The following is an 18,482-nucleotide window of genomic DNA, read 5'->3' as shown; positions in this document are numbered from 1 at the left end:
CGAACTGGAATACGCGACGATGCGGTGGGTGGCGTGGTACAACTCGAAACGACTGCACGCCTCACTGGGCTACAGGACACCACAGGACGTGGAGAACGAGTACTATAGACAACAAGCGGCACAAGCCGTCTCACAGTAGAGGCGGAACAAAAACCAGGCCACTTCAATGCATAAGCGTCAGCACGACGAGACAAACCGACGCATTGGAATGACGCACCGGCGCCCGCGACATCAATGCTCCGACGAATCGAACCTCGATCAGCCTGCAACGAACCACTGGGAGCAAGGATGCATGAGCGAGCGCATCGCCAACGCGAACGTGGCCGCAGTCTGCACGGCAGCGAACCGTGATGATGTAACGACACTCACAGTGGCGCACGGGAACGGTCACAGTACGCTGGTGGATGGTTACATCTCACAACGGAGGGGACGCCATGGGCGACGAGGCGATATACAACACGAATGATTCCAATCATCCGGATTCGGACATGGAAGCGGCGCTTGAGGGCATGATCGCGAAACACGCGCATGATTTCGAGGACACGGACCCCACGGGCACCTCGGACACGCGGGGCACCATACACGATCCGAACGCCCCGACCTTCGACGTGAACCAATTCCTCGCGGGACTCGACGCGATCTTCGACGCGCATGACGCCGCCACGAAGGCGGGGCCATACCTCCAACAGGCCGCCATCGACGCGGAGAACGCCGGCGACGAGGCCGGTCTGCTCACCGTGCTCAACGAGACGATGGGCTTCTACCGCTCGCAGGGCCTTCACAAGGAGAACCAGTGGATCGTGCAGCGCGCCATCGAACTCGCCCTGCACATGGGGCTGGAAGGCTCCGAAGCTTGGGCGACGACGCTCATCAACTGCGCGACGGCGATGCGCGCCGCGAAACACTACGACCAGTCGGAGGACCTGTACCAGCAGGCGTTGGCATGCGCGGAGAGGACCTTCGACCCGAAGGACCGTCGTCTCGCCGCCCTGCACAACAATCTGTCGATGCTGTACAGCGAGACGAACCGCACGCCCAAGGCGGAGCAGGAACTGCGCGAGGCGCTGCGCATCATGGAATCGTCGAGCGTGAACCCGGACGAGGACATCGATGTGGCGTCGTCGCACACGAATCTCGCGCTGGTGCTGCTCGAGGAGGGCAAACTGGAGGGCGCGGACTGGCACGCCGAAAAGGCGCTGGAGATCTACGCGGCCGGGCATCTGGAGCACTCCGCGCATTTCGCGTCCGCACTGGCCGGGCTCGCGCAGGTGCGCTACGCCGAGCACCGCTACGGCGACGCGGCCGCGCACTATCGCCGCGCGTTGGCCGTGATCGAGGAGTGCTACGGCAGAAACACCGATTACTACCGCGTGACCGCGGCGAACCTCGCCGAAGCGGAACGCAAGGCCGGCGACGATACCACGGTCCGCGCCTCATCCGACGCGTCCACTCCGTCCTCCTCATCCGACGCAACCGCACCATCCGACCATAGTGCGACAGGCGAGGCGGCCACCGATCGTGGCATCGCCGGCACCGCGCCACGCACTCACGCCGCCGGCGATGCGGCTCCGGCCCACACGCTTTCCGGACTCAAACTGGCGAAGGCATATTGGGAGGAGGTCGGCAGGCCGATGATCGAGGCGAAATACCCCGAGTACGTGGGGCGAATCGCCGTCGGTCTCGTCGGGCACGGTTCGGAATGCTACGGGTTCGACGACGGTTACTCGCACGACCATGATTTCGGCCCGCGTTTCTGCCTGTGGCTCACGGACGAGGATTATGCGGCGATCGGCGCGCGACTGCAGGCCGACTACGACGCGCTTCCCCGCGATTTCCGCGGGTTCGTGCGCCCATCCGCGGATGCGGACGAGCCGACGACGCACATCGCGACGGGCAGTGCGTCAAACGTTGCATCCGGTGTCTCCGCCGTCGCACCACACGGCACCTCCAGTGTTTCACACGATGTTTCACGCAATGGCAAGACCGTTTCACGCAATGTTTCACGAGAAGACGGTGACGCCAACGCCGCTGTCAAAGCCGATGCCGACGGCGACACCGCATCCGACACGGCCGCGTCACCGCTCACGCCACGCGCGCAGGGCGCATTCCGGCGCGACGGCGTGTTCCGCATCGGCGATTTCTTCGAGTCCCTGACCGGATACCGCAAGGCTCCCGCGCAGGACGCGCCGCACGAATGGATGATGCTGGACGAAGCCACCCTCGCCACGGCCACGAACGGCCAGGTGTTCGCCGACCCGCTCGGCGCGTTCTCGAAGACCCGTCAAGGGTTCAAGGACATGCCCGAGGACGTGCGTCTCGCACTGATCTCGAAGCGGCTCGGCATGATCGCACAGGCGGGCCAGTACAATCTGCCGCGCAGTCTCAAACGCGGCGACGCGGCGGCGGCATGGCTGTCCATCAGCGAGTTCGCGAACGCCGCGTCCTCGCTCGTGTTCCTCATCAACAAGCCGATGATCGCCGGGTACGCGCCGTACTACAAGTGGCGGTTCGCGGCGCTGCGCAAGCTGTCCGGCGGGATGTTCGCCCGTCTGGGCGACGTGTGTGGCGAGTTGGAGACGGTGATGCGCCTCGCCTCCGCCGCCTGCTATGGCGGCGCGGGCTTCGGCGAGGGAGGCAAGGGCTCCGCGCCCGCGGCCGACGCGATCGAACGGGCGGTGGAGCATGTGGCGGCCTCCGTGGTCAAGGAGCTCGCACGCGAAGGCCTCACCCGTTCGGACGAGACCTTCCTGGAATGGCAGCGACCGTACGTCGAGGAGCACATCGTCTCCTCCGCCCCCTGCCTGCACAGCCTGTGACCGGCATGCCATGTCGCGCGTCGCCCGCGCGACATGGCATGAAACCGGCTCAAGACACATTGAATGCATCGAACACATCGAGCCGCACTACAACACCTACGACAAAGGAGACCCACGTGAACGCCGAATCCACCGATCTCACCGCCCTGCGCGAGCGGATCGTGCGGCATGAGTGGAACCAGTTCCAGCGCACGAACAACGAGGGAGGCCGCGCCGCATGCCAAGGCAACTGGCCGGTGTTCCACCAGATGCGACTCGCCCAGTTCCTCACCTGGGATCGGCCGCTGCTCGAATCGTATGCCGCGGACCTTGATGCCGCCGACCATATCGGGCGCAATCTCGTCACGGAAAAGTACGGGCGCATGATGGTGTCCACCGCGCCGATCGAGTATGCGCGCACCATCGAACCGTACATCCCGCGTCTCGATGCCGACCGCATCGCGCGTCAGGAGCATGTCATCGCCGTGCAGGTCGCGTGGGCGCGCGACTTCCGCGCGCGCTGGCCGCGGCTCGGCGAGGCGATGCGCGTGCTCACCACCGCCGAGGACACGCCTGCGGCCACCTCGTTCGAAACGTATCTGCGCGGCGAGCTCGGCACGTACTCGGATGCGACGTTCGCCCTGTACGAGGCGATGATCGAACACCGGAAGGCGAACGACGCCACCGCCCATTCCCCCCGCAACATCACCGAGGAGACGCTGCTGCACACGGTACGTCTCGGCGGATTCGCCGGCCTTGACGAGGCCGAGGCCGCCCAGGCCGGGTGACACGGGCCGTTCCCGCAACGGATATGGGTCGTACGGACAGGTTGCGACGCAGTTGCGATGCGATTGCCGACCATGTAGCGGATTGTCGGGTTACGAGGGGTACATTGGAGCCTCTGAAAAGACCCATCTGGCTTACAAGGGGTGCCAAGCACGGTCAAAACCGGGTAGAACACGCGTTATGCCACCGTTCATACTCGAAATACCCCGAGCGAGGCACCCCTTATAGCGCAGATAGATGTCCGTGACCGAGCGAATCAACCCCTTGAAACGTAGATAGGCCGCAAACAAGTCGCAGACGGATCGCAGACCAAGGTGCAGACCATATGCAGACAGGTCGCAGACGCACGATGACCATACGGCAGGCCATGACCCGTGAGAACGTCAGGCCCTGACGTCACAGCCTACAGCGAGAACAAGCCCCAGAAGGCCATGACCACCAGCGCGAGCAGCATGCCGGTAAGCGCGACCAGCGCGACCAGCCAGTGCCACCGCCCGACGATCCACGTGGAATGCGGCTCCGTACCCACGCCATACGCGGACACGCCACGGCGGCCGGCGCCCCGACCCGCCTGCCATGACTCCGCTTCCGGGTATATGCCATGCGCGATATAGGCGCGTCGGATGCGCCACGCATGCCATAACCGCACGATGAGCCACGCGCACAGCACGGCACTGGCGACGCCGCCGCATCGCAGCATCGCGAATCCGGCCTGCAGAAGGCCCGGCGCCTGCCACACATTCAGCGCGTTCACGCCCACATAGGAGAGGTATGCGGCGATGGCGAGCAGTGTGAACACGGCCATGCCTACACCCCAGCCGATAATGCGGCGGAGGGCGCGCGAATAGCCGATGTTGCGCAGGAACGCGCGGCTGGTGCCCGGCCATGCCTCGGTCGTGTCCGCAGCCGCGCCACCACGCCCATCAGGTTCGTCGCGCCCGGCCCGTTTCCGCCCGACGGCGGGGAACCGCGCGCGCAATCCTCCGGCCACGTGCGAGGCGCCACGCGCGACGCGTGCGGCGAGACGGCGGCGACGCGCGAGTTCGGCGACGCCGAATCCCGCCGATCCGACGGCCGCGATCGCGAAGCATGCGAGTGCGGCGACGGTGAGGCCGGCGAGCGCGCCGAGCGACCCGATGATGCCGGAAGCGGTGCTGCGCGGCGCGGCGTACTGCTGGTGCGGCACAGCGCCGGCGATCTTCGGCGTGGCCCAGCCGTCGGCCCGTGTTCCCGCGGCGATGGCGTTGACCCAGTCGGCGAGGTCGCGCGTGTAGCCGTCGGCGAGCGGCAGTCCGGGGGCGAACAGTCCCTGGCCGGCGCGCATCTGATGGTTGGCGGCGTAGTAGCGGACAGTGACGTTGCGGTTGCCGCGGCGTGCGGCGTCGTCGATGATGGTGCGCGCGCCTTGTTCGATGGGCATGGCGGTGTCGTAGGTGCCGTAGTTGACGAGCAGCGGCATGGTGAGCGAGGCGCGGGCGGTGTCGGCGTCGAAATCGGCGTAGGCCAGGTCGAACGGCGCGAAGTCGAGCGAGAGCAGTTTGGCGAGGTCTTTGACGACGGGCGTGGGTGCGCCGGCCTGGCGCACGTAGGCGCTCACCGCCATGGCCATCTGTTCGCGGCCTTTGTACACGGGTGCGGAGGTGAGAATCGCGAAGGCCACGTCGCGGCGTTGCGAGGTCATGAGCATGCTGATCCAGGTGCCTTCGGATTCGGCGTACAGTCCGGTGCGTGCCGGGTCGACGCCGGGGATGAGCGTGAGCAGGTCGTATGCGGTGCCGTAGTCGTGCGCGAATCGCGGGTAGTCGCGGTGGAGCGGCGTGTAGCCGTCGGTGCGTTTCGCGGGGACGAGCGTGACGATGCCGGCGGAGCTCATCGCGTTCGCGATGTCGCCGAAATCTTCGTCGCTGCCGGTGCCGGAGCCGTGTACGAACAGGCATGCGGGGCGGCGTCCGGGCGCGCCGACGGGTTCGCGCAGGATGGCGGGTACGCTGGTGCCGTCGTCGAGGTGGATGGCGAGTTCGCGGGTGCGCGTGCGGTAGGCGCCTTGGTGTTCGGTGATGGACGTGCGTGAGGCGATGGCGGTGTCCGATGCGGCGACGGCGATGTGGTCACGGTAGGGTTCGGGCTGCCAGCGCGGCATCATGAGCTGGCCGAGCGTGGCGAGGATGACGAGCAGTATGATGGCCGCCGCCGCGACCTGTGCCGTGATACGCCACCTGATCATCCACCGCTCCTTCGGCTCCGATTTTCGGTTCCGTTTTCGGTTCCGGCGTCCGCCGTCTCCACTGTAGCGCCCGGCGCGACGCCGGGGTACCCGTGCGCACACGATACCCGTGTGGGAATCGTGTGCGCACGGGGGTTTCGTCATCCGGCGGATGACGTGCCGTGCGGCTGGTGCGCGGTCACCTGGACGGGTCACCGCGCGGAGTCGCCGCGCAGCCTACTCATGCGGCTCGCCGGTGCGTCGTCTCGCGCCGGCCACGGCTTTGGCGACGGCCCAGACGATGGCGACGACGACGCACGCCACGCCGATACCCCCGACGGCCAGGGCGCTGACGGCCTGCGGGTTCAAGCCGACCAGCCACATCGTGACGTTGGGGAACCACAGTCCGAGGACGAGACCGACAAGGCCGACGATGACGCCGGCAAGCCCGAGCAGGATGGTCGGCAGGCTGGGCCCGGTGGGGCGGATCGGTTCGGGCGAAATCGGTCGGGCACCGCCCTGCGGGGCGGAGACGGGGCCGGGCGCGGTCGGCGTGGTGCCCGCGGCATTGTGCGGGGTGCCCGCGATATTGTGCGGCGCGGCCGCAGGCGCGGCGGACGGGTAATCGTGGCCGCCGGACCGCGCGCCCGGCTTGGCGGCGGATGCCGTCTCGCCTGTGGATGCCGCTGTGTCCGTGGATGCCGTTGCGCCGCCTTCGTCCGTCTTGCCGTCGTTTGGCGCACGCTTCGCTTCTGGCGCGGCGGCGTTCGCGATCGGCGCGGCGATCGGCTTGTCGAGCACCTGCTCGGTCGGCGGCGCCGTTTCGGGTTTGGCGTCCGCGGGGGCCGCCATCGCCTGCGTGTCGACGATGTCCTGCAGGGAGCGGTTGAGGTCGGGCTTGAAGCCCTTGTCGTCGTCAGTCATCGGAGTGCTCCTTCTTGTCGTTCCGGCTGCTGTTCTGTTCGCCGCCGGAGGTTCCTGCGTCGTCGGTTCCGACCTCCGGAGCCGGCTTATCGCCGTTCTGCACCTCATAGTGGCGTTTGGTGGTGAGTTCGACCGATGCGAGGTCGTTCTTCGTGACCTGCCGGACGAACTCCGTATAGCTGGGCAGCAGCGTTTCGGAGGCGTAGCGCACGGTCACCTTGCCGGAGACGCCGGAGACGTAGTTGACGAGGAACGAGCTTTCGTCGGTGACGCCGTTGCCCTGCCAGTCGTAGTTGCTCGGATTGTAGGCGTCGGATTTCATCATACTGTCGTCGCGGTATTCATGCCCGGCGAACGGCACGTGCGCCACCTCGCCGTTGCCGCGTACGAGCGACCCGTACCCGCCGAGATTGTCGGACTGCGAGAAGACGAAACCGCCGGAACCGAACGCGTACGGGCAGCCGTCCGGCAACGTGACGTACACGTGCGCGTTGTCGACGGACAGGTTGATCTGGCCGGCCGGGCATCCGGATTTGTACTTGTTCGCCTGCTTTCCGTCGTACGCCCAGTTGGCGTATTTGCTCAGGTCGATGTTGGCGATGCTCATGTCGTAGTCGTCGCCGCGGAAGTGCACGCCTTGTTCGAGCCGGCGGAACGTCTGCGGGCTGGAATCCGAAACCCAGTAGCTCATGTTCGGGTTGATGCCCGAATCGATGCTATAGGGTTCCGAGAAGTAGTCCACGGTGGAGTTCTTGTCGATGCGCGCCTGCAGGGAGATCGTGCCGTTCGCGTTCTCGGATTCGTGGTTGCCGGTCCGCGCCGAAAGGCTCACTTCGGCGTATCCGTCACGGCTCGTATCCATGTCGCGGTTCACGTAGCCGATGCTTGCGGTGGTGAGGATCATGCAGCATGCGGTGAATCCGGCGATCAGCGAGATCGGGATCAGACCGCCCGCGCGCCGCCCGATGGCGCCGAGGATGATGAGCAGCACGCCCATCGCGACGCACACCGCTCCGATCCAAATCGTCATCGCGGTGACGGTGGTGACGATGCCCATGCCGCCGCCGAAGTATGCGCCGCCCACGTTCCAGGCCACGCCGGCGCCGGAGATCAGCGTGATGCCGATGACGAGCAGCACAAGGAAGGGGCCGGCCGGCTTGCGGCGGGCGCGTCGGGGAACCGGCGCGGCGGCGGGCGCCGGCGACGGTTCGGGCATGGCGTATGCGGGTCCGGGGTATGCGGGGCCGGCGGCCATCGGAAAGGGTTGCGGCGCACCGGGGACAGCGGAACCGGCGGGACCGGCGGGATTATATGAGCCGAAAGGAGGCACCGGCCCCGCGTACGGCGGCAGCGGGCCGCCGCCCGGCGTGCCGTTCGCCGCTGCCGGGCCGGAGTACGGCGCAGCGGGGCCACCGTATGGACCGTTCGAACCACCGAATGATGCGCCAGGGCCACCAAATGCACCCGGCCCGCCGGGAGCGTTCGGATCACCGGAAACGTCCGGACCACCGGGGACGTTCGGTCCTCCGGGGACGTTCGGCCCACCGGAAACACCACCGGGCACGTTCGGACCACCGGCGCCTCCGGGCGCGTTCGGCGCGTACGGTCCGCCCGGCCCCTGACGGCGGTACCCGTACCCGTAACCGTGCTGCTGGCGCACGCTTTTCTGACATATCGCCCACAGCGCCACCGCAGCGACGCCGATCGCCACCCAGCCGGCACCGACCATGAGCACCGCGACCGCCAGCAGCGCGAACGCGCCGAGACAGCTCCAATCCCACCGTCCGGCGAGGAGTTCCTCGGCGAGGATGCGCCCGTCACGCGCGTCCGGCAGCAGGAGCCAGGCGAACGCGTACAGGGCCGCGCCGAAACCGAAGACGAATGTGAAGACGATCATCAGCGCCCTCACCAATGTGGGGCTCCAACCGAGCCGCGCGGCGATGCCGCTGCACACGCCGGCGGCCCACCGGTCGTCGCCACGGACCACGCCGCTGGAGCGGAACCAGGCGAATACCTTGCCTGCCATCTTGTTGTTGTCGTTCATGCCTCCATTACATCAGCAGCCCGCTTGCACGGCCGTCGGGGAAACCCCTGATTCTTCCCTGAACCCCGGCTCAACGCCCCCATTCGCACTCCCTGAGAGGGCACAATAGAAGGCATGACCCCGCCCACCAACCGGCCCGCGAACCCCACGCCACAGACGCCAGCACCACAGCCACCCGCATCACAGACGTCCACTCCACAACCACCCGCATCACAGGCACCCATGTGGCCGCAGCCCGCCACCCAGCCGCGCTACCCCCTCCAGCCGCTCCACCCCGCGAAACTGCCGCTGATGCGCCCGAGGCGGGGCCGCTGGCTCGTCGGCGTGTGCCGCGGCGTCGCCCTGCATCTGGGCGTATCGGTCGTATGGGTGCGGCTCGTGTTCGTCGCGCTCGTCTTTCTGTGGGGCGCGGGCCTCGCCGCCTACCTGTTCCTGTGGATGTTCGTGCCGGCCGGCGACCCGGTCGCGGCCGCCGCGGCGCAGGCGCGGAACGTATCGGCCGCGCAGGCGCCACTCGCAGCCGGCAACCGCGACATGCGCACCGGCCGCACACGCGCGGAAGCTGCCTCCGCGGCGATGACCGGCACCAACGAGGGCGCGGTCGCGGCGATACGCAACGCGCCGAAACCCGCTCTGGTCGCGATCGTCGGCGTCGCGTTCATCACGATGGGCATCGTCCTCGGCGGCACGAATCATGGCGAACTCATCGTGCCGCTCATTCTCGTCACCGTCGGACTGCTCGTCGCATGGTCGCGCGCCGATGCGAGACACGGGCCGATCCCGTCGATGATCATCGGGCTCATCCTGATCTTCCTCGCCTACGTGACGTACGTCATCAACGTCATGTATTCGGAACTCGCGTTCCCGCCGCGCATCATCGTCGCCGGATTCCTCATGCTCGCCGCCGTCGTGCTCGCCATCCTGCCGTGGGCGGGCGCGACGCTGCGCACCCTGACCGCCGAACGCGCGATGAAGGAGCGCGAGGAGGAGCGCGCCGACATGACCGCCCATCTGCACGACGGCGTGTTGCAGACGCTCGCGCTCATCCAGCTGCACAGCGCCGAACCGGACACGGTGTTCACGCTCGCGCGCGGGCAGGAGCGCGAGCTGCGCGAATGGCTGTATCAGGAACGTGTCGCGTCGGACCGTTCCGTGAACGCCGGACTGAAGGCCATCGCCGCCGAAGTCGAGGACGGGCACGGCAAGCCGGTCGACGTGGTCACCGTCGGCGACGCGCGTCCGAGCGCCGCGACGGACGCGCTGCTCGACGCGACGCGGCAGGCGCTCGTCAACGCCGTCACGCACGGCGGCGAACCGGTGAGCGTGTACTGCGAGGCGAGCGCGACGGCGGTGGAGGTGTTCGTGCGCGACCATGGCGATGGGTTCGACGTGGACGCGATCCCGCCCGACCGTCTCGGCATACGCGAGTCGATCATGGGGCGTGTCCGTCGGCGCGGCGGTACGGTGGAGATAGTGTCGCGGCCCGGCTGGGGCACGGAGGTGCGCATGCGCATGCCGATTGCGGCCGGCGGCGGCGCGACGCACGGCGGCGACGGCGGCGCGGCGTGAACGGACGCGCGGCGGGTGCGACGTGCGCGGTGCGGACGCGCGACGCATGCGGCGCGAGCGCGGCGTGCACGCGCCGTACGCTCGCCGCGTGGAAGCACAGTGCAGAGGCACGTTACGGAAAAACGTTGCGCAAAACGTTGCGGAAGAACGGTAAGAGAGAACGATAAGGAGCGATGATGGACGAGACGACGCAGACGGATGGCGCGGCGGAGCGCATTCGCGTGGCCGTGGTCGACGATCACGAGATGTTCCGCGCGGGGGTGAGCGCGACGCTCGCACCTGAATTCGACGTGGTCGGGCAGGGCGCGGACGTGGACGGTTCCGTGGCGATGATCGCGGCCGTGAAGCCCGACGTGGTGCTGCTCGACGTGCACGTGCCCGGAGGCGCGGGCGGCGGCGGCGCGGAGATTCTGCTGAAATCGCGGGAATACTCTCCTGCGACGCGGTTCCTCGCACTGTCCGTGTCCGATGCGCCGCAGGACGTCGGATCGGTGATTCGCGCCGGCGCGCGCGGCTACGTGACCAAGACGATCACCGGCGCCGACCTGATCTCATCGATCCGGCAGGTGCATGAGGGGTACGCGGTGTTCTCGCCGAAACTGGCGGGATTCGTGCTGTCCACGTTCCAGGGCGCGGGCGGTGCGGGTGCGGGTGGTGCCTCCGGTGCCAGTGTGGGCGTGTTCGGCGGATTCGGCGGTGCGGGCGCAGGCGGCGTGGGCGCGCATGACGAGGAGCTCGACCGGCTCTCGAACCGCGAACAGGAGGTGATGCGCCTCATCGCGCGTGGTTACACGTATAAGGAGGTCGCGGCGGAGCTGTTCATCTCCATCAAGACCGTGGAGACGCACATGAGTTCGGTGCTGCGCAAACTGCAGCTGTCGAACCGCACCGAGCTGACGCGCTGGGCCGCCGACCGCCGGATCGTGTGAGCGGGTGCTGGGTGCTGTATGGTGGACGGCGGTTACGCCTGCCTGACGAGGTCGAGCAGATCGGGCGTGGCCTGTGCGATGACGCCGTCCGCCAGCAGCCTGTAGCAGCGCTTCGACGGGTGGAAGTCGTCCGACGCCCAGAATTCGGCGTCGGTCAGACCGGTGTCGTAGTGGGTCATGTCGACGAACCTGACGTGCTTGGCGGCGCAGATGCCACGGCTGACCGCGGTCTGCGCGTCGGTCATGTCGAGAATCGCCTTGCGCAGGGTTCGGCCGAGCGCCGGCGAACGATATACCTGCCCGGAGCTGATGACCACCACGCGCAGGCACAGCGCCTTCGCCTCGTCGATGGCGGCGGTGAGGTCGGCGCGCCACTCCTTCATGCTGCGGCGGGCCATGAGGTCGTTCGAGCCGGCGCACAAGACCAGCAGGTCGGGCGTTTCCGTGACTTCCGGCAGCAGGCGGAAGCGCACGCGGCGCATCGTGGCGCCGAGCTTGCCGTGGGTCGACCATTGGATCGGCCGGCCGGTCCTGGCGGCGAGCGCATGCGCCATGGCCGGTGTCAGGCCGTCGCTTTGACGCTCTACCCCGCAGCCGACGGTGAGCGAGTCGCCGACCGTGACCAGCGTGAGCGGGCGTGCGGCGGGCGACACGGGTGCCTCGGGTGAAACTGACGCCTTACCGGACCGATCCGCTGAATTCCGTGATGTCTCGGATGCACCGGTAGCGGTTCCGTTTGTGGAACCGGATTCCGACTGCACATCGCTCGACTGCCCAGAGGACGAGACAATGACCAGCCCCTCGCGCTCCCCCGCCGGTTCCGGCGCGAGTCTGACGGTGTGCTTCGCCACCAACGCCTCGGCCAACGCTACCGGCCTCTCCCATAACGGCAACGACATGTCCCTCTCCTTGCTCGACTCGCACGCTTGCGGTACGTATATGCGCTCGTGCGTATGAAGATCCACATCCCCTGATGACGAATACTCCCTAAGTGCCATCGGTTCAGGATTATAAAAGACCGTTTCACCATCGAAAACGGTCAAGTACACGCCGTATGCGGAGATTCACGCGAGACACGACAAGGGCCGATGTTCCAGCACCGACCCTTTTGCCACCAGCTTCCGCCGGCAACGGTCCGTCATATCAACGGGGACACCGCATGTTACGGCGTCGATGTTTAGTCGATCGACTACGTCGCCAAACCATTCAGGCCTGGATTCATTCAGTCTCCATAGCCCGAAATTACAGGCTGAAATTACAGGCATTTCGACATGAAAGAAGGGTTTCAGGCAATTGCCTGAAACCCTTGGTGGCGGGCAGAGCGAGATTCGAACTCGCGGAGGGTCACCCCTCAACGGTTTTCAAGACCGTCTCTTTAGACCGCTCAGACATCTACCCATGACGTGCGCGAACCATTTCGGCTCGCGCACGACGTTCCATTATACATGCAGGCACGAAAACACCCTCGCACAACCCGCGTCCGTGCCACGTCCGTGCCCGCGCCCACGGCCATTCCCACGGCTATTTCCCATGGTGCGGTAAAACCCTCATGGTGCGGTCGCCCAAAACGGCTATATTCCGCGGATTAAGCCTGCGGCTTAACCGCACCATGGGGATAGGGACGGGCGTGACGGCCCGTCAGGCTTCCCACTTGACGAACAGTCCAGTGGACTGTTCGTAGCAGCGCGCAGCGAAAGCGTCGCGCGCGTCGCAATCGACTCGCGGGAAGCCTGATGAAATCAGGCTTCCCACTTGGTGGGTTCGATGACCTCGCGGCCGCCCATGTACGGGCGCATGGCCTTCGGGATCTCGATGGAGCCGTCCTTCTGCTGGTGGTTCTCGAGGATCGCGACGAGCCAGCGGGTGGTGGCGAGCGTGCCGTTGAGCGTGGAGACCGGGCGGGTGGAGCCGTCCTCGGTGCGCTCGCGGATGTTGAGGCGGCGCGCCTGGTATTCGGTGCAGTTCGAGGTGGAGGTGAGCTCGCGGTAGCGGCCCTGGGTCGGCACCCACGCCTCGCAGTCGAACTTGCGGGCGGCGGAGGAGCCGAGGTCGCCGGCGGCGGTGTCGATGATGCGGTACGGCACCTCGACCTTGGCGAGCATCTCCTGCTCCATCTCGAGCAGGTGCTGGTGCTCCGCGTAGGAGTCCTCCTGCTTGGCGTAGACGAACATCTCCACCTTGTCGAACTGGTGGACGCGGATGATGCCGGAGGTGTCCTTGCCGGCGGCGCCCGCCTCGCGACGGTAGCAGGAGCTCCAGCCGCAGTAGCGCAGCGGGCCGTTGCCGAGGTCGAGGATCTCGTTCTCGTGCATGCCGGCGAGCGCCACTTCGGACGTGCCGACGAGGTACTGCTCGTCGGGCTCGCGCAGACGGTAGATCTCGTCGGCGTGGGAGTTGAGGAAGCCGGTGCCGCGCATCACTTCGGGGCGCACGAGCGTCGGGGTGATGGCGAGCGTGAAGCCGTGCTGCTCGGCCTGGTCGACGGCCATGGTGAGCATCGCGATCTGCATGCGGGCGACGGCGCCGCGCAGGAAGTAGAAGCGGGAACCGCCGACCTTGACGCCGCGGCGCATGTCGATGCCCGCGACCTCGGTGCCGAGCGTGAGGTGGTCCTTCGGTTCGAAGCCTTCGGCCGCGAAGTCGCGGATCTGGCCGACCTTCTTGACGACGACGTAATCGTCCTCGCCGCCTTCCGGTGCTTCCGGCTCGACGATGTTGGACAGCTTCCACATGGCGGTGGTGTATTCCTCGGACGCGGCGTCCGCGGCGGCCTTGTATTCGGAGACCTTGGCGGCGAGGGCCTTGGTCTCGGCGATCAGCTTGGCCTTCTCGTCCGCCGGGGCGGCGGCGACCTTCTTGCCGATCTCCTTCTGCTGGGCGCGGGCGGCCTCGAATTCCTTGAGGGAGGAGCGGCGCGCCTCGTCGGAGCGCAGCACCTCGTCGACGAGTTCGACGGATTCGCCGCGCTTGCGCTGGGATTCCTTGACGACATCGGCGTGTTCGCGAATGAATTGAATATCAAGCATGCGGCAAGCCTACCGCCGTAAGCCGACACGCGGGGATGCGGTTTCCGCAGGCGGATGAGGGCAGCTGCGGCCCCACCGCACGTCCGCGCGATTCTCGTGCGCTCGCGGCGCGATTTGCGCACGAAAATCGCGCGGAGAGGACTGGGGGCATCGAACGGGACACCGAGAAGAACCGGCGGAATGTGCCGCCTTTCCCTATGCGGCCTTGCGCCGCGGTATCGCGGAATCCCGCATGCCGTTGATGATGGCGCAGATGCCGTCCAAGTCCTGTTCGTCGGGGAACAGGCTTTCCGGACCGCCGCCGGCTATGTCGCTGAACGGCGGATCGTAGAGCCGGCCCGCCTCCATGGTGCCGTTCGCGACGAGCTCGTCGATGATGAGCCTGACGAACGTGATCTGCCGCGCGTTGTACCGTTTGCCGTCGAGGAACCGGGCGAACTCGGCTTCGACGGCGGCGCGGTCGAGTCCGACGAGCGATCGGATGAACAGGCCGAATCCGCCGTCGTCGTCGTTCGCCGCGGCTACCACGTCGGCTGCGTCTCCCACGCCGTTGTCGATGAGTATGCGTTCGAGACGTTCGAGGTCCTGCGGGGTGAGCTGCCGTCCCATGCGCACGCGCGCGAGCGTGATGTCGCCGTTCAGTCCGTGCAGGAATTCGGTCGCTCTGGCGCGGAACCGTTCCATATCGACGGCGGCCACGTCCCCGCCGGGGACGACGACGCCCGATTCGTCGTAGGTGAGTTCGTCCTCGAAATCCGTGTAGACGACGTTGCGTTGCACACCGGTCGCATACCGCGCGATTCCGCGCAGCTGTTTGCGCGCGGTCTCGAGCATGGGAATGGTGACGTCACGCCACCAGTCGTCGTCGACGATCATGTCGAGCAGGTCGGCTGCGGCGGCGACGTCGGGATTGACGCGTTTCTTCGGGTCGCGCAGCTGTTCGGCGATGTCGCGGATGCCGCGTTGCGCGGCTGCGGGCGACATGCGCGGCGACGCCACGCCGTAGTCGGGCGTGGTGGGCTGCCCGGACTCTCCCGACGTGTCAGGCTGCGCCGCACGCAGCAGTGCGAGCTCGTACGTGTAGACCAGCAGGTCGAGGTGTTTCGCATCGACGCCGGAACCCGCGTCGGCACCGGTCTCCTGCGCGTCGCCGTCCGGATTCGCGCTGGGCAGTCCGGCGAGCGTGGCGGCGAGACGCGCCTTGTCCGGCGTGACCGTATCCCACCAGCCGTGCCGCGTCACGTTTTCGACGTCGCGGCGATGCGGGCGCACGAGGACGTTCTCGTCCGGGCGCATGCCGGAGACGATGCCGTCGAGCGTGCGCGCGAGTTCGGCGCGGTACCGCGCGCGATCGTCGCGCCCGCCGCCGAACGCGGCGCCGTCGGCGGCGGCGTCAAACGCGACGGACGAACCGGACGTGACGGACGCGTCGGACGCGCCGGACGCGCCGGCCCCGCCCGCACGGTCCAGCGTCTCCAGCAGGCCGAGCCGCAGCCGGAACAGGCGTTCGCCCAGCGACGGCTGCACGGGCACATCACGTTCGGGGATGTTCTCGTTGAAGTACGCGACGTTGTCGCAGCAGTCGATGACGAGGAATTCGGTCTTGTCGCGCCCGAGGCCGAACAGGTCGGGGCGCGGACGGGTGCCGCGGCCAATCATCTGCCAGTATTTCGTGCGGCTCATCACCGGTTTGAAGAACACGAGGTTCACGGCTTCGGGCACGTCCACGCCGGTGTCGAGCATGTCCACGCTGATGGCGATCATCGGGTCCTTGCCCGGGTCCTCGAAGTCCTCGATCAGGGACTGCGCGCCGCGCGTGGCGTGGGTGATGACGCGCGCGAACGCGCCGCCAAGCTCGGGCCAGTTCATGTCGAACCGGGCCTTGATCTCCTCGGCGTGGCGCTGGTTGCGCGCGAAGATGATGGTCTTGCCGAGGCGTTCGCCGTCGTCGACGTGGATGCCGCGTTCCATGAGCACGCCGAGCACCTTGTCGATGGTGTCGGCGTTGAACAGTTTGCGGTTCACGTCGCTCGCATCCACGCGGTCGGGTATGTCGCCGTCCTCGTCCCAGTCCTTGGACTCCCATTCGGCCTGCTCTTCGGGGGTGAGTTCGTCGTAGCGGATGCCGCGGTCCATGATTCGGGTGCCGATGGACACCGACCGCGCCGGCACGAGGTGCCCTTCACGCACGGCCTGTTCGAGACCGTAGGCGTAGGTGGGCACGCCGCCGGTGCGCGCGTCGTAGTCGAGCCCGAAGAGACGGTACGTGTTGCGGTCCACCTCGTTCTTGGGCGTGGCGGTGAGGCCGACGAGCAGCCCGTCGAAGTAGTCGAACAGGAACCTGTATTTCGCGTACACGCTCCGGTGCGCCTCGTCGATGATGACGAGGTCGAAGAAGCCGGGGCCGAAACGCCGCGTGCCGTCGCCGCCGCGCGCGTTCACGAGGTTCATCATCGTCGGGTACGTGCTCAGGTAGACGCGGCCCGACGCGTTCCTGTCTTCGAGCAGGTTGACGACGGGCACGCGCTCGCCCAGTCCGTTCACGCGGTGTCTGAACGCCTTCGCAGCCTGGTTGACGAGCGCGGTGCGGTCGGCGAGGAACAGCACGTTGCGCACCCACCCGGCCCGCATGAGCTGCTGGACGAGGGCGATGGCGACGCGCGTCTTGCCGGTGCCGGTCGCCATGACGAGCAGCGCGGCGCGGCGGCGGCCGTCGAACGCCGCGTCCACGGCTTGTATGGCTTCCTGCTGGTACGGCCGCCCGGCGATGTCCGCGGAGATCGCGCGCCCGGAGAGACGTGCGGCGGCGCGGCGGGCGAGAAGTCGTTTGAGTTCGTCTTTCGCGTAGAAGCCCTGCACGACGCGCTGCGGGTATCCGCCCTCCGTACCGTCCGCGGCGCGCCACTCGTCCCAGATGCGCGTCTCGTAGCCGTTGGTGAGGAAGATGACGGGGCGTTTGCCGGGATCGTGCGTCGGATTGTAGCGCAGGTCGAGTGCGTCGGCGTAGCGCAGCGCCTGCTGTTCGCCCGCCGCGACGCTCACGGACGTGCGTTTTGCTTCGATGACGGCGAGCGGCATACCGTCGTCGTCCCACAGCACGTAGTCGGCGTATCCGACGCCGGTGGGCTGGTCGGGCGTGGGCGGCATGCCTTCGACCTTGACCTCGCGGTTGCGCTCGGTGAGGTTCCAGCCTTCCTCGGCGAGCAGGTCGTCGATGAGTGCGGCGCGCGTCTCCGCTTCGCCGTACGTGTAGTCGTGCGTGTCCTCGCGCGTGTTGCGCGCCTGCGCGGCCTTGATCTGCGCGCGGAGGGCCTCCGTCTGTTCACGGTATCGCGCGAGTTCGGCATCTTTGCTGGCGAGCGCCTCATCTTTGCGCGCGATCGCCTCGTCGCGTCGGGCGATGTCCTGTTCGCGACGGTCCAGTTCCTCCGACTGTTCCTTGATGCGTTGTTCGCGCTCTTCGATGATGCGCCGCTGCTCGTTGAAGCGTCCCTGCGTCCGTTTGAGCAGCGTGGCGGCTTCGGCCGCGTTGAGCGCGCGTGCGCGTTTGGCGAGTGTGGGATCGAATTGTGTGTCGAGCGGCACGGCTTCGGGATGATCGGACATGTGGTAGCCGGTCCAGACGAGCACGTGGAACAGCTCGTTCATGACGGCGAGCGATGTGCCCGTGTCGATGTCGGGCCGCTTGTCGTGGAGCGCGTGGTTGCCGATTTTGCGGATGAAGTGGAGCTTGCCGAGGATGTTCCGATCGACCTTCCGCGTGAATCCGTCCGCCTTGAGCAGATCGAACAGGTCGTCGCCGCTACTCGGCGTGCGCAGTCCGAGCACGTCGTAGTAGAGGTGCGGGACGAGGACGTTGATGGCGCGGCGCGCATAGGCGCAGCAGGTGACCGGGTCGGACTGCACGTAGGATTCCGCCTTCGCGCAGTCGGCGTGCGCGTCCGGGAACACCGTGTGCACGAAATCGAAGTTGCCCATCCGGAACCTCCTCATCCCGTCACCGGCCGGGCGTGGCTTGCGGCGACGTCTCTTATCGTACCTGACGCTTCTCGGAACCGGACAATTGTTGCCGAGGCGCGACGCCGGGAACGCACGCGGAGCGGTGGAACGCACTATTCAACGAACAACTATGGGAAAATGTCATATGCTACATTTTTTCATATATAAAATTGTTTGATACGACAATAATTCACAGTTAAAGGTAAG

At 66.9% G+C, this 18,482-nt stretch carries 12 protein-coding genes and 1 tRNA gene; 6 read left to right on the top strand and 7 right to left on the bottom strand.

The window, feature by feature from the left end; genetic code table 11:
- The first annotated feature begins 4 nt into the window (after positions 1 to 4).
- From BFAL_RS10805 to BFAL_RS09980, 3 genes are all read left to right on the top strand, one after another.
- Positions 5 to 139 carry an integrase core domain-containing protein gene (locus BFAL_RS10805; protein ID WP_370696077.1) on the top strand — a complete coding sequence of 45 codons (135 nt, stop codon included), beginning with the start codon at positions 5 to 7 and terminating at the stop codon, positions 137 to 139.
- A 349-nt stretch (positions 140 to 488) separates the two neighbouring features.
- On the top strand, positions 489 to 2,816 hold the full coding sequence (locus BFAL_RS09985) for a DUF4037 domain-containing protein (protein WP_370696076.1): 2,328 nt from the start codon (positions 489 to 491) through the stop codon (positions 2,814 to 2,816).
- A gap of 116 nt (positions 2,817 to 2,932) precedes the next feature.
- Complete coding sequence (locus tag BFAL_RS09980) at positions 2,933 to 3,583, top strand: DUF4125 family protein (RefSeq protein WP_055428229.1); 651 nt, start codon at positions 2,933 to 2,935, stop codon at positions 3,581 to 3,583.
- Between the two features lie 401 nt (positions 3,584 to 3,984).
- On the opposite strand, the gene BFAL_RS09975 is transcribed toward BFAL_RS09980, so the two are convergent.
- The 3 genes from BFAL_RS09975 to BFAL_RS11450 all read right to left on the bottom strand — a co-directional run bounded on the left by BFAL_RS09975 (position 3,985) and on the right by BFAL_RS11450 (position 8,752).
- On the bottom strand, positions 3,985 to 5,805 hold the full coding sequence (locus tag BFAL_RS09975; RefSeq protein WP_055428228.1) for an alpha/beta hydrolase family protein: 1,821 nt from the start codon (positions 5,803 to 5,805) through the stop codon (positions 3,985 to 3,987).
- Positions 5,806 to 6,021: 216 nt separating this feature from the next.
- Positions 6,022 to 6,708 carry a hypothetical protein gene (locus BFAL_RS09970; protein ID WP_055428227.1) on the bottom strand — a complete coding sequence of 229 codons (687 nt, stop codon included), beginning with the start codon at positions 6,706 to 6,708 and terminating at the stop codon, positions 6,022 to 6,024.
- Positions 6,701 to 8,752, bottom strand: coding sequence for a PspC domain-containing protein (locus BFAL_RS11450; RefSeq protein WP_055428226.1), 2,052 nt, complete (start codon positions 8,750 to 8,752; stop codon positions 6,701 to 6,703). The genes BFAL_RS09970 and BFAL_RS11450 overlap by 8 nt, the downstream gene beginning before the upstream one ends.
- 222 nt (positions 8,753 to 8,974) lie before the next feature.
- On the opposite strand from BFAL_RS11450, the gene BFAL_RS09960 reads away from it, so the two are divergent.
- Both BFAL_RS09960 and BFAL_RS09955 read left to right on the top strand, forming a co-directional pair.
- Positions 8,975 to 10,321 carry an ATP-binding protein gene (locus tag BFAL_RS09960; protein WP_055428225.1) on the top strand — a complete coding sequence of 449 codons (1,347 nt, stop codon included), beginning with the start codon at positions 8,975 to 8,977 and terminating at the stop codon, positions 10,319 to 10,321.
- A gap of 176 nt (positions 10,322 to 10,497) precedes the next feature.
- A complete protein-coding gene (locus BFAL_RS09955; RefSeq protein WP_055428224.1) occupies positions 10,498 to 11,250 on the top strand; it encodes a LuxR C-terminal-related transcriptional regulator in 753 nt (250 codons plus the stop codon).
- A gap of 32 nt (positions 11,251 to 11,282) precedes the next feature.
- Here the strand turns inward: BFAL_RS09955 and BFAL_RS11290 are convergent, their stop codons facing one another.
- Positions 11,283 to 11,903, bottom strand: coding sequence for a GDSL-type esterase/lipase family protein (locus BFAL_RS11290; protein ID WP_055428223.1), 621 nt, complete (start codon positions 11,901 to 11,903; stop codon positions 11,283 to 11,285).
- 136 nt (positions 11,904 to 12,039) lie between these two features.
- Between BFAL_RS11290 and BFAL_RS11285 the strand changes: the two genes are divergently transcribed.
- Entirely contained in the window at positions 12,040 to 12,207 is a 168-nt protein-coding gene (locus BFAL_RS11285) for a hypothetical protein (protein ID WP_160319059.1), read from the top strand.
- Between the two features lie 353 nt (positions 12,208 to 12,560).
- Here the strand turns inward: BFAL_RS11285 and BFAL_RS09945 are convergent.
- The 3 genes from BFAL_RS09945 to BFAL_RS09935 all read right to left on the bottom strand — a co-directional run bounded on the left by BFAL_RS09945 (position 12,561) and on the right by BFAL_RS09935 (position 18,254).
- A tRNA-Ser gene (locus BFAL_RS09945) sits at positions 12,561 to 12,648 on the bottom strand.
- A gap of 341 nt (positions 12,649 to 12,989) precedes the next feature.
- Positions 12,990 to 14,276, bottom strand: coding sequence for a serine--tRNA ligase (gene serS, locus BFAL_RS09940; protein ID WP_055428222.1), 1,287 nt, complete (start codon positions 14,274 to 14,276; stop codon positions 12,990 to 12,992).
- A gap of 195 nt (positions 14,277 to 14,471) precedes the next feature.
- Positions 14,472 to 18,254 (bottom strand): DEAD/DEAH box helicase family protein, encoded by a 3,783-nt coding sequence (locus BFAL_RS09935; RefSeq protein ID WP_055428221.1) that lies wholly within the window; start codon positions 18,252 to 18,254, stop codon positions 14,472 to 14,474.
- Between the last annotated feature and the right edge of the window lie 228 nt (positions 18,255 to 18,482).

The organism is Bifidobacterium aesculapii (genome assembly GCF_001417815.1).
GTDB classification, from domain to species: domain Bacteria; phylum Actinomycetota; class Actinomycetes; order Actinomycetales; family Bifidobacteriaceae; genus Bifidobacterium; species Bifidobacterium aesculapii.
This window is presented reverse-complemented; position numbering and strand designations above follow the sequence as displayed.